At 68.2% G+C, this 14,376-nt stretch carries 13 protein-coding genes; 8 read left to right on the top strand and 5 right to left on the bottom strand.

From position 1 onward, the window contains the following. Positions 1-20 precede the first annotated feature (20 nt). From clpB to OG984_RS23830, 4 genes are all read left to right on the top strand, one after another. A complete protein-coding gene (gene clpB / locus OG984_RS23815) occupies positions 21-2,606 on the top strand; it encodes an ATP-dependent chaperone ClpB (RefSeq protein ID WP_328528657.1) in 2,586 nt (861 codons plus the stop codon). Between the two features lie 162 nt (positions 2,607-2,768). Beyond that, positions 2,769-3,323, top strand: a complete 555-nt coding sequence (locus OG984_RS23820) for a chloramphenicol phosphotransferase CPT family protein (RefSeq protein ID WP_328528658.1) — start codon at positions 2,769-2,771, stop codon at positions 3,321-3,323. 100 nt (positions 3,324-3,423) lie between these two features. Then, positions 3,424-4,503: a hypothetical protein gene (locus tag OG984_RS23825; RefSeq protein ID WP_328528659.1), complete on the top strand. Its 1,080-nt coding sequence runs from the start codon at positions 3,424-3,426 to the stop codon at positions 4,501-4,503. Between the two features lie 27 nt (positions 4,504-4,530). Beyond that, positions 4,531-5,187 (top strand): hypothetical protein, encoded by a 657-nt coding sequence (locus tag OG984_RS23830; RefSeq protein ID WP_328528660.1) that lies wholly within the window; start codon positions 4,531-4,533, stop codon positions 5,185-5,187. On the opposite strand, the gene OG984_RS23835 is transcribed toward OG984_RS23830, so the two are convergent. Both OG984_RS23835 and pyrE read right to left on the bottom strand, forming a co-directional pair. Further along, positions 5,188-5,862 (bottom strand): DedA family protein, encoded by a 675-nt coding sequence (locus OG984_RS23835; protein WP_328528661.1) that lies wholly within the window; start codon positions 5,860-5,862, stop codon positions 5,188-5,190. Between the two features lie 78 nt (positions 5,863-5,940). After that, complete coding sequence (gene pyrE, locus OG984_RS23840; RefSeq protein WP_196872635.1) at positions 5,941-6,477, bottom strand: orotate phosphoribosyltransferase; 537 nt, start codon at positions 6,475-6,477, stop codon at positions 5,941-5,943. 99 nt (positions 6,478-6,576) lie between these two features. Here pyrE and OG984_RS23845 point away from each other — a divergent pair, with 99 nt between their 5' ends. Continuing rightward, positions 6,577-7,743, top strand: a complete 1,167-nt coding sequence (locus OG984_RS23845; protein WP_328528662.1) for an aminotransferase class I/II-fold pyridoxal phosphate-dependent enzyme — start codon at positions 6,577-6,579, stop codon at positions 7,741-7,743. Here the strand turns inward: OG984_RS23845 and OG984_RS23850 are convergent. Beyond that, positions 7,740-8,519, bottom strand: coding sequence for a DedA family protein (locus OG984_RS23850; protein WP_328528663.1), 780 nt, complete (start codon positions 8,517-8,519; stop codon positions 7,740-7,742). The two genes, OG984_RS23845 and OG984_RS23850, sit on opposite strands and share 4 nt — an antisense overlap. Before the next feature lie 108 nt (positions 8,520-8,627). On the opposite strand from OG984_RS23850, the gene OG984_RS23855 reads away from it, so the two are divergent. Continuing rightward, positions 8,628-9,266, top strand: a complete 639-nt coding sequence (locus OG984_RS23855) for a TrmH family RNA methyltransferase (protein ID WP_328528664.1) — start codon at positions 8,628-8,630, stop codon at positions 9,264-9,266. A 205-nt stretch (positions 9,267-9,471) separates the two neighbouring features. Here OG984_RS23855 and OG984_RS23860 read toward each other — a convergent pair whose 3' ends face one another. Both OG984_RS23860 and OG984_RS23865 read right to left on the bottom strand, forming a co-directional pair. Next, on the bottom strand, positions 9,472-9,963 hold the full coding sequence (locus OG984_RS23860; protein ID WP_328528665.1) for a SigE family RNA polymerase sigma factor: 492 nt from the start codon (positions 9,961-9,963) through the stop codon (positions 9,472-9,474). Beyond that, positions 9,960-11,099: a hypothetical protein gene (locus OG984_RS23865; protein ID WP_328528666.1), complete on the bottom strand. Its 1,140-nt coding sequence runs from the start codon at positions 11,097-11,099 to the stop codon at positions 9,960-9,962. The genes OG984_RS23860 and OG984_RS23865 overlap by 4 nt, the downstream gene beginning before the upstream one ends. 162 nt (positions 11,100-11,261) lie before the next feature. On the opposite strand from OG984_RS23865, the gene fbaA reads away from it, so the two are divergent. Both fbaA and OG984_RS23875 read left to right on the top strand, forming a co-directional pair. Then, positions 11,262-12,284, top strand: coding sequence for a class II fructose-bisphosphate aldolase (fbaA, locus tag OG984_RS23870; protein ID WP_328528667.1), 1,023 nt, complete (start codon positions 11,262-11,264; stop codon positions 12,282-12,284). Positions 12,285-12,549: 265 nt separating this feature from the next. Next, complete coding sequence (locus tag OG984_RS23875; protein WP_328528668.1) at positions 12,550-14,250, top strand: fibronectin type III domain-containing protein; 1,701 nt, start codon at positions 12,550-12,552, stop codon at positions 14,248-14,250. The last annotated feature ends 126 nt before the right edge of the window (positions 14,251-14,376 follow it).

Below are 14,376 nucleotides of genomic sequence, written 5' to 3' on the forward strand. Positions count from 1 at the left end.
CAGGAGGAGTGCAGAGACAGATGAGCCAGTTTTCGGCAGACAAGTTCACCACCAAGGCTCGCGAGGCCATCGAGGCCGCGCAGCTCTCCGCCACGACGGCGGGCAACACCACGACCGAGCCGATCCACCTGCTTGTCGCGCTGCTGCAGCAGGACGAGGGCACGGCCACGTCGATGGTCACCAAGTCCGGTGTGGACGCCGAGGAGCTGTCGCGTGCGGCGGCTGCCGATCTCGCCGGTCTCCCGCGCGCCAGCGGGTCGACGGTGCAGCAGCCCGCTGCCTCGGGTGCGCTGACCCGCGTCCTGGCGGGGGCGATCACGCTGGCCACCTCTCTGAAGGACGACTATGCCGCCACCGAGCACCTGCTGATCTCGCTGGCCACGGTCGAGTCGTCGGCGCAGAAGGTGCTCAAGGGCGCCGGGCTCACCGAGAAGGGGCTGCGCGAGTCACTCAAGGCCGTCCGCGGCAACCGTCGCGTGACGAGCCAGGACGCCGAGGACTCCTACGAGGCGCTCGAGAAGTACTCCCAGGACCTCACCGAGGCCGCCGAGAAGGGCAAGCTCGACCCGGTCATCGGCCGTGACGCCGAGATCCGCCGGGTGATCCAGGTGCTCTCGCGGCGTACGAAGAACAACCCGGTCCTCATCGGCGAGCCGGGCGTCGGCAAGACGGCCGTCGTCGAAGGGCTCGCCCAGCGGATCATCGCCGGTGACGTACCCGACTCGCTGAAGGGCCGCCGGGTCCTCTCGCTCGACCTGGCGGCGATGGTCGCCGGTGCGCAGTACCGCGGCCAGTTCGAGGAGCGGCTCAAGGCCGTCCTGGAGGAGATCAAGGCCGCCGAGGGGCAGGTCATCACCTTCATCGACGAGCTGCACACCGTCGTCGGCGCGGGTGCCGGGGGCGACTCCGCGATGGACGCCGGCAACATGCTCAAGCCGATGCTCGCGCGCGGTGAGCTGCACATGATCGGCGCGACCACGCTCGACGAGTACCGCGAGCGCATCGAGAAAGACCCGGCCCTCGAGCGCCGCTTCCAGCAGGTCTTCGTCGGCGAGCCGTCGGTCGAGGACACCGTGCAGATCCTGCGCGGCATCCAGGAGAAGTACGAGGCGCACCACGGTGTCCGCATCACCGACGCCGCGCTGGTGGCTGCCGCGACCCTGTCCGACCGTTACATCACCGGTCGTCAGCTGCCCGACAAGGCGATCGACCTCATCGACGAGGCCGCGTCCCGGCTGCGGATGGAGATCGAGTCGTCTCCCGAGGAGATCGACCAGCTCCGCCGTGCCGTCGACCGGCTGAAGATGGAGGAGTTCGCGCTCTCCAAGGAGTCCGACGACGCGTCTCTGGAGCGTCACGCGGCGCTGCGTAAGGAGCTCGCCGACAAGGAGGAGGAGCTGCGCGGACTGGAGGCTCGCTGGGAGCGGGAGAAGGCCTCTCTCGAAGGCGAAGGCGCACTGCGCAAGCAGCTCGACGCGCTGCGCATCGAGGCCGAGCGCCTGCAGCGTGAGGGATCCCTGGGCGAGGCGTCCGAGATCCTCTACGGCAAGATCCCCGTGCTCGAGGAGCAGATCGCCGCGGCGGCCGCCGCCGAGGACGAGGTCACCGACCGGCTGGTCGGTGAGGAGGTCGCCGCCCAGCAGATCGCCGAGGTGGTCGAGGCGTGGACCGGCATCCCGACCGGCAAGATGCTCCAGGGCGAGCAGGCCAAGCTGCTCGAGATGGAGGCCGTGATCGGGCGGCGCCTGATCGGGCAGAAGTCCGCGGTCACGGCCGTGGCCGACGCGGTGCGCCGCTCTCGCGCCGGCATCGCCGACCCCAACCGTCCCACCGGCTCGTTCCTGTTCCTGGGTCCGACCGGCACCGGTAAGACCGAGCTCGCCAAGTCGCTGGCGGACTTCCTCTTCGACGACGAGCGCGCGATCGTACGCATCGACATGTCCGAGTACTCCGAGAAGCACTCGGTCGCCCGTCTGGTCGGAGCGCCTCCGGGCTACGTCGGCTACGACGAGGGTGGTCAGCTGACCGAGGCGGTGCGTCGTCGCCCTTACTCGGTGGTCCTGCTCGACGAGGTCGAGAAGGCTCACCCCGAGGTCTTCGACATCCTGCTGCAGGTGCTCGACGACGGTCGCCTGACCGATGGTCAGGGCCGCACGGTCGACTTCCGCAACACGCTCCTCATCCTCACCTCCAACCTCGGCTCGAACTTCCTGGTCGACCCGGTGATGGACGAGCACGCGAAGCACGAGTCGGTCATGGCCGTGGTCCGGGGATCGTTCAAGCCCGAGTTCCTCAACCGCCTCGACGAGGTCGTCATGTTCGACGCCCTCTCGCTGGCCGATCTCACCAAGATCGTCGACATCCAGCTCGGTCTGCTGGAGAAGCGCCTGGCCGCCCGCCGCATCTCGATCTCTGTCACCACCGAGGCTCGGGAATGGCTCGCCGAGACCGGCTACGACCCGGCGTACGGCGCCCGACCCCTCCGCCGCCTCATCCAGTCCGCCATCGGCGACCCGCTCGCCCGGAAGCTCATCGGTGGCGAGGTGTCCGACGGTGGCCAGGTCACCGTGGACCGAGACGGTGACGGCCTCATCCTGAAGATCTGACCCGCCCCGGCCGAAACCGTAGTTCTGGTGGCCGAGTCCGTAGTTGTGGGCGACGAAACTGCCGTTTCGTCGCCCACAACTACATTCTCGGCGGGATGATCTGGGTGGGAAGCCCGAGGATCACCTCGACGCGGCCCGAGCCATGGCTAGTACGTTGGCTGCGTGCGCAACGGTCGGATCATCCTGCTCAACGGGGCGTCGAGCTCGGGCAAGAGCAGCGTCGGGCGGGAGCTGTTGCCGCTGCTCGAGGACCCGTGGTTCCTGGTGCCGGTCGATGGGATCAGCGGGATGCGGTCGACGGTGCACACGCGAGAGCTCGACGAGGCCGGGATCGCGGAGATGCTGCGCCGCACCCGGCTCGGCTATCACCGCGCCGTCGCGGCCCTGGCCTCTGTCGGCAACGACGTGATCATGGACTACCCGCTCAGCGAGACCTGGCGGCTCGACGACCTGCTCGAGGTGCTCGAGGGCTACGACGTCACCCTCGTCGAGGTCTGGTGCTCCCCGGACGAGCTCGAGCGCCGGGAGGCTGCCCGCGGTGACCGTCCTGCCGGCCTCGCCCGATCCCAGGCCCTGGTCTACTCCCACCCGTACGACATCCGCGTCGACACCACCGCCGCGACCCCGGCCGCCTGTGCGAAGGAGATCGCCGCGGCCCTCCCCGCTCTCACCGTGCCCAAGGCCTTCGATCGCCTCCGTCTCGGCCGCGCCGAGTAGGCGCGTACGTCGGCCGAGGCGTCAGCACCGTGCCCGTTCGGCCGACGCGCCCGACCTCTCGGCACGCGAAGTTGGCCGGGATGAGAAAATGATTCCCGACATGTCTGAAACGAAGCTTCCCCGCCCCGGTCAGGCCACCCTCGCCGGGTGGCTCATCGTGCTCGGCTCACTGCTCACCGTGGTGACCGCCTGGGACCAGATCGCCGGGCTGCGCAGCCTGGACACCAGGGAGCGGGTGGAGGAGGTGCTGGCCGAGCCGCCGCTGGCCGGCTCGGGGATCGGCCTCGACAGCATCCTGACCCTCATGCACGTGATGGCGCTGGTCACCGGCGCGATCGCGGCGGCGGCGGTGATCCTCGGCTGGCACGTGCTGCAGCGCAACAAGCAGGCTCGGCTGGCGCTCACGGTCATCGCGGCACCGCTCTTCTTCGCCGGGATGTTCGGTGGCGGGTTCTGGTCGACATTGTCCGCCGTCGCGGTCGTACTCCTGTGGATGTCGCCCACCCGCGACTGGTTCGACGGGGTCTCCCCGACGAAGCGGGAGGCGCTCGACAACAGCGACCCGGACCAGAAGTCGTACGTCGCGCCGACCCCGCCCGAGGCTCCGACCGCCCCGACCGGGCCGGCCGCCTCGACAACGGAGACGAGCTCGACCACCGGCCCGGCCCGGCTCTCGGCACAGCAGCCGCCGCCCTGGACGGGTCCGGTCGCCCAGCGCGCCCCGGCAGCGCCCACGCGCCGCCCCGGCGCCGTGATGGCGGCGGCGGTGCTCACCTGGATCGGCTCCGGGTTCACCGCGCTGATGATGCTCGCCTCGGCGGCGACCGCGACCGCCAACCCCGACCTGATCCTCGATCAGGTGCGCAAGCAGGCGGAGAACGATCCGTCCATGCGGGAGGTGGCGGGGCTCTACACCACCGACGTCATCATCGCCTCGGCCTGGATCATGGCCGTGCTGGTGGCGCTCGTGTGCGTGGCCGCCGGAGTCTTCGCGGCCTTCGCGATCCGCCGTCACTCCTGGGCCCGGATCGCGCTGATGATCTCGGCCGCCGTCTCGGCGCTCTCCCTGCTCCTCTTCGCGCTCGCCTTCCCGCCGGCCGTGGTCCTCTTCGGAGCGGCGGTGGCGACCTTCTCGTTCCTGCTGCGACCCGAGGTCGCCGCGTGGTTCCGCACCAAGTGAGCCTGCGGGCCGGATAGGCTCCGCGGCATGTCAGATCAGTACGGCTCCTTCGACAACCCCTACGGCGGCAAGCCGCCGTTCCAGGGGCAGGAGCCGCCGCCCCCGACGCCGTACGCCCCGCCCCAGCCCACGCCGTCGCAGCAGCCCCAGGGATGGGGGCAGGCGCCACCGGCCTACGGCCAGTACGCGATGGGCCAGCAGCCCCCGGCGTACCTCCGCCCTCACTACCCGCAGCCCGATCCCGACACCAGACCAGGGACGGTGGTCGCGGCATCGATCATGACGATCGTGGGCTCGGTGATCGCGCTGCTGATCTCGCTGTTCATGGTGCCCGCGGGGATCGCCGACTACAACGACCCGTCGTCCTCGGACAAGGGCGTGACGCTGGCGATGGTGATCTGGTTCGCCGTCTGCGGCGTGCTGAGCCTGATCGCGATCCCGCTGGGGATCATGGTGCTGTTCCGCTCCAAGGTGGCCCGGGTCCTGCTCACCGTGGTCGGCTCGATCGCCGCGCTGCTCTCGCTCTTCGTGGTGGTCTTCCCGGCGGTGGTCATCGCCGCGATCGTGATGCTGTACGTCGGCCGAGCAGGCGCCTGGTTCGCCCGGCGCACACCCCGCGACCCCTGGCAGCAGCCCGCAGCGGCGGTGCCGGGACCGACACCGCCGACGCACCAGCAGTTCTAGCTAGGAGACGAGCGAGTCGTCCTTGGCACCGTTGTCGGAGCCGCGGATGATCTTGTAGACCCGCAGGCCGATCCAGGCCACGACGGCGACGGCCACGACCAGGATGACGATGTTCTGGAACCGGCCGACGATCGGCTCGACCTTCTCCCAGTTGTCACCGAGCTGGTAGCCGGCGACCACGAAGATGGTGTTCCAGATCGCGGAGCCGACGGTGGTGAGGATCAGGAACTTCCAGATCGGCATCCGGGTCACGCCGGCGGGGACCGAGATCAGCGACCGGAAGATCGGGATGAAGCGACCGAAGAAGACCGTCCAGGCGCCGTACTTCTCGAAGAACGCCTCGGTCTTCTCCAGGTCGGAGGTCTTCACCAGCGGCAGCTTCTCGCCGACCCAGTAGACCCGCTCGCGGCCGATCAGCGCGCCGACCAGGTAGAGCGCGAGCGCGCCGACGACCGACCCGAGCGTGGTCCAGATCAGCGCCTCGGCGATCGTGAAGCGGCCCTGAGCGGCGGTGAAGCCGGCCAGCGGCAGGATGATCTCGGAGGGCAGCGGCGGGAAGAGGTTCTCCAGCGCGATGCCGAGCCCCGCACCCACCGGGCCGAGCTTGTCCATCAGGTCGACCGCCCAGCCGGCGACGCCGGTGAGCTCCTCGGGCTGGGTGGCGGTGAGGATCATGAGGCTCTCTTCGAAGTGTGTGGGTGGATCGGGCGGGCGAAGCCTAGCGACCGAACCTGAAATCCACGCCGTGGATCCCTAGGAGGCCGCGTTGACCGCGTCCAGGTCGGCTCGGGTCAGCACCGAGCGGATCTCCAGCTCGACGTCACGCAGCGACTCACCGGGCTCGGGCGAACGGTCGATCGCACACACGACAGTGTCCACGATCGCACCAAGCGGACGGAGCGCGTTGACCGCGTCGCGTACCGCGCCACCCGAGGTGATCACGTCCTCGATGAGCGTGACCTTCTTCCCCGAGAAGGACGGCCCCTCGGCGAGCTTGGCGGTGCCGTACTCCTTGGCCTTCTTCCGGATGAAGATGGCCGGGATGCCGGTCTTGGCCGAGACCATGGTCACGATCGGGATGCCGCCGAGCTCCAGCCCGCCGAGCACCTCGGTGCCCTCGGGCAGCAGCTCGACCATCCGCGCCGCGACACGCTCCAGCAGCGCCGGGTCCGCCTCGAAGAGGTACTTGTCGAAGTAGGTGTCGCTGACCTGCCCCGAGCGGAGCGTGAACTCCCCGTGCAGGCGGCAGGTGGCGTCGATGTCGGCAGCAAGGGTCTGATCCGTGGTCACGACCCCTAGCCTAAGTGTCATGAGTGAGCGCCAGCGAACGGCATCAAGGGTCATTCCGCCGCTTCCGTATTCTTCGCCCTGTCCTACGGAGGCGGCGGAATGACTGCGCGACGACTCCACGGCATCCCGCCGACGATCTTCTCCGAGATGTCGGCGCTGGCCGCCTCCACCGGCGCGGTCAACCTCGGCCAGGGCTTCCCCGACGTGGACGGCCCCGAGGAGATCATCAAGCAAGCCGTGGCCGCGTTGGAGAGCGGACGCAACCAGTACGCCCCAGGCCCCGGCATCCCCGCGCTGCGCGAGGCCGTCGCGGCCCACCAGGCCCGCCACTACGGCCTCACCTTCGACCCGGCCCGCGAGGTCGCCGTGACCACCGGCGCGACCGAGGGGATCGCGGCGGCGATCCTCGCCCTGGTCGACCCGGGCGACGAAGTGATCCTCGTGGAGCCCTACTACGACAGCTACCCGGCCGTGGTGCAGTTCGCGGGCGGCGTACGTCGCCCGGTGACGCTCAGCCTGGACGATTCCGCTCCGGGCGGGAGACTGCCCCGCGAAGCGCTCGAGGCGGCCGTCTCGGAGGCGACCAAGGTGCTCCTCCTCAACTCCCCGCACAACCCGACCGGCACCGTGCTCACCCGCGAGGAGCTCGAGACGGTCGCCGCCTTCGCGAGGGACCACGACCTGACCGTGGTCTCGGACGAGGTCTACGAGCACCTGACCTTCGACGGGACCCCGCACATCCCGATCGCCACGCTCCCCGGGATGCGTGAGCGCACCCTGACCCTGTCGAGCATCGGCAAGTCCTACTCCTTCACCGGCTGGAAGGTCGGCTGGGCGACCGGCCCCGAGCATCTGGTCCAAGCGCTGCTGGGAGCCAAGCAGTGGCTGACGTTCACCTCCGGTGCCCCGCTGCAGCCGGCCGCTGCGTACGCGCTCGAGCATCTCGACCACTGGCCCAAGGAGCTCGCCCTCGATCTCCAGGGGCGGCGCGACCTGCTCTGTGACGGGCTGAAGGGGATCGGCCTGGACGTGACGATCCCGGAGGGCACCTACTTCGCCGTCTCCGACATCACCGACCTCGGCTGGAGCGACGGTCTGGAGTTCTGTCGGTCGCTGCCGGAACGGGCCGGCGTCGTGGCCATCCCGCTGCAGGGGTTCTACGACACCGATGCCGGGAAGCACCTGGTCAGGTGGACCTTCACCAAGCAGCGCGAGGTGATCGAGCAGGCTCTGGAGCGGCTCGCCCGAGGGAATCTGACCGCTTAGTGGTCGGCCCGGCGGTCGGCACCCTGGTCCTCCGAGGTGCGCGGCCGGACCGTCATCCCGAGAATGTCCCGGTCCGGGTGACCGTCGTGGTCGAGGTCCGCGGCCAGCCGCGAGGCCGTACGCCGCCGACGCCACCACTCCACCATCGCGGGTGCGAACGCGAGCGCGAAGAGCAGCAGGATCAGGTAGTCGACGTTGTCGGCCAGCCAGGGCCAGCGCGCGCCGACGAAGAACCCGAACAACGTCACCGCCAGCACCCACAGCACGCCACCGACGAAGCTCCAGAAATAGAACCGCCGCCGGTCCATGTGGGTGACCCCGGCGACGACGGTGACATAGGTGCGCACGAAGGCGATGAATCGCCCGATCACCAACGCCTTGTTGCCGTGCTTGTCGAAGAACTCCCGGGTCTGTTCGAGATGTCGCTTCTTGATGAACCGGCCGTCGCGCTCATAGAGCCGTGGCCCGATCTTGCGTCCGATCTCATAACCGGTCACGTTGCCCGCGAAAGCGGCGGCGACGAAGAAGACCATCGCGATCACGACCTCGACGCCGGGAGGCCCTGGAAAGATGTCGATCTTGTCGGTGGCGATGAAGATCCCGAGGGCGATCAGCAGGCTGTCGCCGGGCAGGAACGGGAAGAAAAGACCACATTCGACGAAGATGATGACGAGGCTGATCCAGAAGAGCGGCTCGCCGAAAGTGGCCAGCAGAAAATCCGGACTCATCCATTCCAGACCAGCCAACATCGGCGCAAAATTCCCCGCACCTGTCACCCGCCCTACGGTACCCATAGGTAACAACTCTTGTTGTACGAATATTCTGTCTTGTCGATGAACGACACACGTCAGTCCGAGGGTGAATCCCGAGCACCGTACGATCCGATGCCCCACGGGCAGCCGGAGGTCGGCGTGGGTCCGTGGCAGGGGGAGTGGCCCGAGGGGGCGCACTGGGACCCGGAGCTGCTGGCCAACGGCGACCGCCGCAACGTGGTCGACCGTTACCGCTACTGGACCCTCGAGGCGATCGTCGCCGACCTCGACCAGCGCCGCCACGGCTTCCACGTCGCGATCGAGAACTGGCAGCACGACTTCAACATCGGCACCATCGTCCGCACCGCCAACGCGTTCCTGGCCGCTGAGGTGCACATCGTCGGCAACCGCCGCTGGAACCGCCGTGGCGCGATGGTCACCGACCGCTACCAGCACGTCCATCACCACCCCGACGTGCCGTCGCTCGCGGCGTACCTCCATGAACGAGACGTACGCCTCCTCGGCATCGACAACCTTCCCGGCTCGCTCCACCTGGAGACGATGGAGCTGCCCAAGTCGGTCTGCTTCCTCTTCGGGCAGGAGGGTCCGGGTCTGTCCGAGCAGGCGCGCGCGAGCGTCGACGGCACCTTCTCGATCGCCCAGTTCGGCTCGACGCGGTCGATCAACGCCTCCGCCGCCGCTGCGATCGCGATGCACTCCTGGGTCGTCCAGCACGCCGACCTGTCCTCCGAGGACGCCTGGCGCGGTTGACCGGATCGAACCGGTGGTTGTAAAGCGGTTACGCCCCGGTGTCCTCGGTGAAAAGCTGATCCGCTAAAGTTAACTCCGGGTCGCCCGGATGTGCCCCTTTCACAGGGTGCGTGGCCTCGGGGCCGGGCGGCAGCGGGGGATTCCAGGACCGCTGCCCGCGATAGCGGATCTTCACCTTGCTCGCCGCTCTTGCTCTCTGCCCGCCTTATGTCCTGGACGCGTCCCCCGATCCCAGGCAGGTACGCAGCGCGGTCAGCCCCCGCGAGGAGTGGCTCTTGACGGTCCCCTCGCTGATCCGCAGCTCCCGTGCGGTCTCGGCGACCGACAGCTGCAGCCAGTGGCGCAGGACGACCACCTTGCGCTGCATCTCCGGCAATTCCTGGAGCGCGTCGAAGAGCTCGGACCGCTCCTCGACCTGGTCCGCGGGACCCGGCTGCTCCGGCAGCTCTCCCGAGCGCTCCCGCTTCCACCACGGCCGCCGGGTCTGGTCGATGTGGGCGCGGACGAGGATCGTCCGGACGTACGCCTCCTCCGACCCCCGCTCGACCCGTCGCCACGACGCGTACAGCTTCAGCAGGGACGTCTGCACCAGGTCGTCCGCCCGGTGCCAGTCGCCGCACAGCGCGTACGCCACCCGCACCAGGTGTGACCGCCGGGCCGCGACGAACGCGGTGAAGGCCTCGTCGTGCGCGCTCATGTCCACGGCCCCCCTTGGGAGCCGTAGTTTCGCCTGACGATCGCGGCGAACTCGTCGAGTGAGAACGGCCCGCGGTCCTCGGTGTACGGCGCCGGGAGCAGGTTGTAGGCAAACGCCCACGAGACGTTCTTCGTCCGAGTCGCGCTCTCCTTCTCCTGGACCAGGACGTACTGCTCCTCGCCGTCGACGGTGATCCGGGCGGCTGCGGTCTGCGACGTCTCGGCCGTGAACGACTCGTTGATGTCCGGGTCAGCGATCTGATCGAGGACCACCACCCCGTCCCTGGTGGGGACGACCTCCGAGCCGCTGAACTCGACGACGTCGGTGATGGCCGGTTCCACGAGGTTGCGGTAGTTCGGACGGTAGGTCGCTCGATCCGACCTCTCGATGCGTGTCAGCCAGCCATCGATGCTCTGGCCAGGAATGGCATAGATCGAGCCGCCGTCGGGTGCCAGTGAAAGCGCTGTGCGGCTATTCCGGAGGAAGAGCCACTTTTCGACGCCCTCCCGCTCGATGACCGCTCCGACCGAGTCCCAGGGTGCGTCGTATCCGAAGGGGTTGGAGATCTCGCGGACGATCTTCCAACCGCTTCCGCCGACGGAGAGCCGGTCACCGGGGTCCCACATGACGTCCGGCTGGTGGTCGGGAAGCTCACGTGCCCACGTCCGAAAGTCCTTCGCGGTATGGGATGCGTCGGCGAAGGCGGCGTCCTCACGTTGCGGGAAGTAGGCGTAGATCGTCTTCTCCCCGTCGGTCACCGCGACCGCCAATGAGTCGCTGGAAGTGAGGGCTCCGACCCGGTCGACCTCGGTCCAGCCCTCCTGGAACGTCGTCTCACCGGTGTCGAAGTCGTACGCGACCGGAGCGAGGTCGCTCAAGGGGATGTCGACCTCGGGTGGCCATTCCTCGCCCGTCGACCGGGTCGCGATCGGCGGGTCCGGGGTGGCGCTGTCTCGCGAGGGCACGACGACCGCGCCGATCCCGATCACCAGGGCCACCGCGGCCGCGGAGCCGGCCACCACGGCGAGCCGTCGGCGGCGTACGAGCCTCTTCCCGTCCGCGACGAGCGCGGCCGGGTCGGGTTGTGTGGGCGGGGGTTGGGGAATCGCCCGTTCCAGGGTTTCCTGCCAGTCCATGGTGCCTCCAAGGTCAGTCTCACCCCTGGATACGGATCTCGAGGCGGATCGGTTGTCCTGGTTGATCGATCCAACTGCGAGCGTTGGGCGGGGTGCCCCGGGGGCGCATTACGCTGGCCACCAGCGCACCGGTCGACAACGGATCTTCAAGGAGACCCCCAGATGCCCATCGCCACCCCCGAGAAGTACGCCGAGATGCTCGCGACCGCGAAGGAGAAGGGGTTCGCCTTCCCGGCGATCAATGTCTCCTCGTCGCAGACGCTCAACGCGGCACTGGCCGGCTTCGCGGAGGCCGGCTCGGACGGCATCATCCAGATCTCCACCGGTGGCGCGGAATACCTCTCCGGCCCCACGGTCAAGAACATGGTGACCGGCTCGGTGGCTTTTGCGGCGTACGCGACCGAGGTCGCCAAGTCCTACGACGTCAACATCGCGCTCCACACCGACCACTGCCCCAAGGACAAGCTCGACGGTTTCGTACGTCCTCTGCTCGAGCTCTCCGCCGAGCGCGTGCAGCGTGGCGAGGCGCCGCTGTTCCAGAGCCACATGTGGGACGGCTCCGCGGTGCCGCTGGCCGAGAACCTGGAGATCGCCCAGGAGCTGCTGGCGCTGGCCAAGACCGCTCACATCGTGCTCGAGATCGAGGTCGGCGTGGTCGGTGGCGAGGAGGACGGCATCGTCGGCGCGATCGACGACAAGCTCTACTCGACCCCCGAGGACGCCATCGCGACCGCCGACGCGCTCGGTGTCGAGGGCTACCTGACCGCGCTCACCTTCGGCAACGTGCACGGCGTCTACAAGCCGGGCAACGTCAAGCTCCGTCCCTCCATCCTGCGTGACGCCCAGGACGCCGTCGTCGCCAAGCTCGGCCTTCCCTCCGGCTCGAAGCCCTTCGACCTCGTCTTCCACGGCGGCTCCGGCTCGAGCGCCGAGGAGATCGCGGAGGCCGTCTCCTACGGCGTGGTCAAGATGAACATCGACACCGACACCCAGTACGCCTACACCCGTGCCGTCGCCGGCCACATGCTCGCCAACTACGACGGTGTTCTGAAGGTCGACGGCGAGGTCGGAAACAAGAAGCAGTACGATCCTCGCGTCTGGGGCAAGCTCGCGGAGGCAGGTATGGCCGCTCGGGTCGTCGAGGGTGCCCAGCATCTCGGTTCTGCGGGCAACTCCATCGGCTGAGCAACACGCCGGGGACAGGCCAATGGTCCCGATTCGGAAAACGTTGTGGCACACGGCATAGCAAACACGGGCTTATGTCGTTGTGCCGGTCATTGGTAAAGCGATTCAATGCCCTGGCTGGACGGCGACTCACGGGTAACGACAGTCGAACCGTCCCCTCGGCGTTGATCTTGGGAGGGACATCCTCGGAATGGAAACCACTGCGCGAAACCGCACAATCGGCGGAATCGTCATAGGCGCGATCATCCTGATCCTGCTTCTCGTCTTGTTCTCTTGCACCGTAAACAGCGACCCGGAGAGCTCGCCGAAGAAGGATCCGACAACCGGGGAGTCATCGCTCCCCAGCGATCCTGACACGATTGAGCCCGACGACAAGCCGTCGGACAAGGACTCCGACGACCCGGAGATCGTCGACGACGACATCGTCCCGGCCGCCAACACCGGCGTGACCTTCATCCCCGCGGGCAACGTCCCCTCGGGCAGCACGCCGACCTGTGAGCTCGACCCGAGCGCCTGCGAGGACACTCGCCCGCCGGGTGCCGGTGTGGACATCTGCGAGATCCGCCCGGACCTGACCCAGTGCCAGCCGCCTGAGCCGACCCCGCCGCCGACGGACCCGTCGACCCCGCCGGATGACGGCGACGGCGACGGTGAGCTGCCGGTCTGTGACCTCTTCCCCGACCTCCCGCTCTGCGACGACGACGGCGAAGAACCGGGCCCCGGTGATCCTGAGGACGAGACGGCTCCCGACCCGGTCACTCTCAGCGGGTGCGACGTGCTGACCAACACCTCCGCGAAGGTCGACTGGTCCAGGGCGCAGGACAAGAGCGGGATCTCCCACTACACGGTGACCTCGTCGCCGGACGCCGGAAACCCGGGTCGGACCGAGGAGACCGCGGCGACCTTCACAGGCCTCGAAGCCGGTGTCACTTACACCTTCTCGGTCACCGCGACCGACAAGGCTGGCAATGAGTCCCAGGACAGCAACGAGATCGACTGCGTCATGGACGTCACGGCTCCGCAGATTCCTCAGGGCGTGACGGTCGAGCAGGGTGACCCCAGCGACAGCACGCTGAACGTGAGCTGGCTGGAGTCCGAGGACAACACCGATGGCGTTGGTGATGTGACCTACAACCTCTACCGCAACGGCAAGCTGGTCGGTCCGGTCAACGACACCTCGTACGAGGACACGGGCTTGGAGGCTGGCAAGGAGTACACCTACACCGTTACGGCTGTGGACAGTGCGGGCAACGAGTCTGACCCGTCTGCTGAGGCCACCGGCACGACTACGAAGATCGCGCCTACGGTCCCCCAGAACGTCAAGGTGGACAATGTCTCGGCACTCGGCTTCGACGTTTCGTGGTCGGCATCGACGGACGAGGACAACAAGACGCCGCAGAGCGGGATTGTCTACATCGTTCGGGTGCAGGGTGGCGTTCTCTGCTTCCCGCAGCGTTCGGAACCGGGCGCCACATCCATGAGGTTTGGGTGCCTGCTCGGCCAGGATTCGACAGTTACGGTCACCGCTGAGGACAGCGACGGCAACCAGTCGGCGCCCAGTGCCCCGGCCTCAGCTAGCGGTCCTCAGGGGACGGAAGGCGGCAACGCTGGCTTCCGCGCGTCGACCCCGGGCGAGGACAAGTCCGACGCTCCGGCCGAGAAGCCGGCGTCGCCGGAGTCCTCGGACGAGGTGGCTCCGGTCGAGAAGCCGACCGAGGAGGACGCGCCGCTGCTGCCGGGTCTGGATGACATCCTTCCGGGCGGCGAGGACAGCGCTGAGGCGCCTGCCGAGGAGCCGGCCGAGCCGGAGGCGACGCCGAGCGAGTCGGAGACCCCGGCTGCGCGGCCGACCACCGAGGAGCCTGCTGACGAGGCGACCGAGGATGCTCCGGTCGAGGAGGACGAGGGTGGCCTGCTGGGCGACATCGTCGACTCGGTGACGAGCGCAGTGGCCGCGGTGTTCTAGCACACACGCACAGAAACAGGGCGGGGAGAGCCGAAAGGTTCTCCCCGCCCTGTCGTATTCAGAGGCAGGTCGTCCCAAAATCAAGGAGTCGGATGCCCAGCGCCCCCCACAAGCCCTGGACACCCG

Source organism: Nocardioides sp. NBC_00368 (assembly GCF_036090055.1).
In the GTDB taxonomy this organism is placed as follows: Bacteria; Actinomycetota; Actinomycetes; order Propionibacteriales; family Nocardioidaceae; genus Nocardioides.

Excerpts from the sequence above, each read along its gene's own strand:
- OG984_RS23830 (WP_328528660.1), top strand. The coding sequence starts at position 4,531 with ATGTCAGATCAGTACGGCTCCTTCGACAACCCCTACGGCGGCAAGCCG.
- fbaA (WP_328528667.1), top strand. The coding sequence starts at position 11,262 with ATGCCCATCGCCACCCCCGAGAAGTACGCCGAGATGCTCGCGACCGCG.
- OG984_RS23860 (WP_328528665.1), bottom strand. The coding sequence starts at position 9,963 with ATGAGCGCGCACGACGAGGCCTTCACCGCGTTCGTCGCGGCCCGGCGG.
- OG984_RS23845 (WP_328528662.1), top strand. The coding sequence starts at position 6,577 with ATGACTGCGCGACGACTCCACGGCATCCCGCCGACGATCTTCTCCGAG.
- OG984_RS23835 (WP_328528661.1), bottom strand. The coding sequence starts at position 5,862 with ATGATCCTCACCGCCACCCAGCCCGAGGAGCTCACCGGCGTCGCCGGC.
- OG984_RS23855 (WP_328528664.1), top strand. The coding sequence starts at position 8,628 with ATGCCCCACGGGCAGCCGGAGGTCGGCGTGGGTCCGTGGCAGGGGGAG.
- OG984_RS23825 (WP_328528659.1), top strand. The coding sequence starts at position 3,424 with ATGTCTGAAACGAAGCTTCCCCGCCCCGGTCAGGCCACCCTCGCCGGG.
- OG984_RS23865 (WP_328528666.1), bottom strand. The coding sequence starts at position 11,099 with ATGGACTGGCAGGAAACCCTGGAACGGGCGATTCCCCAACCCCCGCCC.
- clpB (WP_328528657.1), top strand. The coding sequence starts at position 21 with ATGAGCCAGTTTTCGGCAGACAAGTTCACCACCAAGGCTCGCGAGGCC.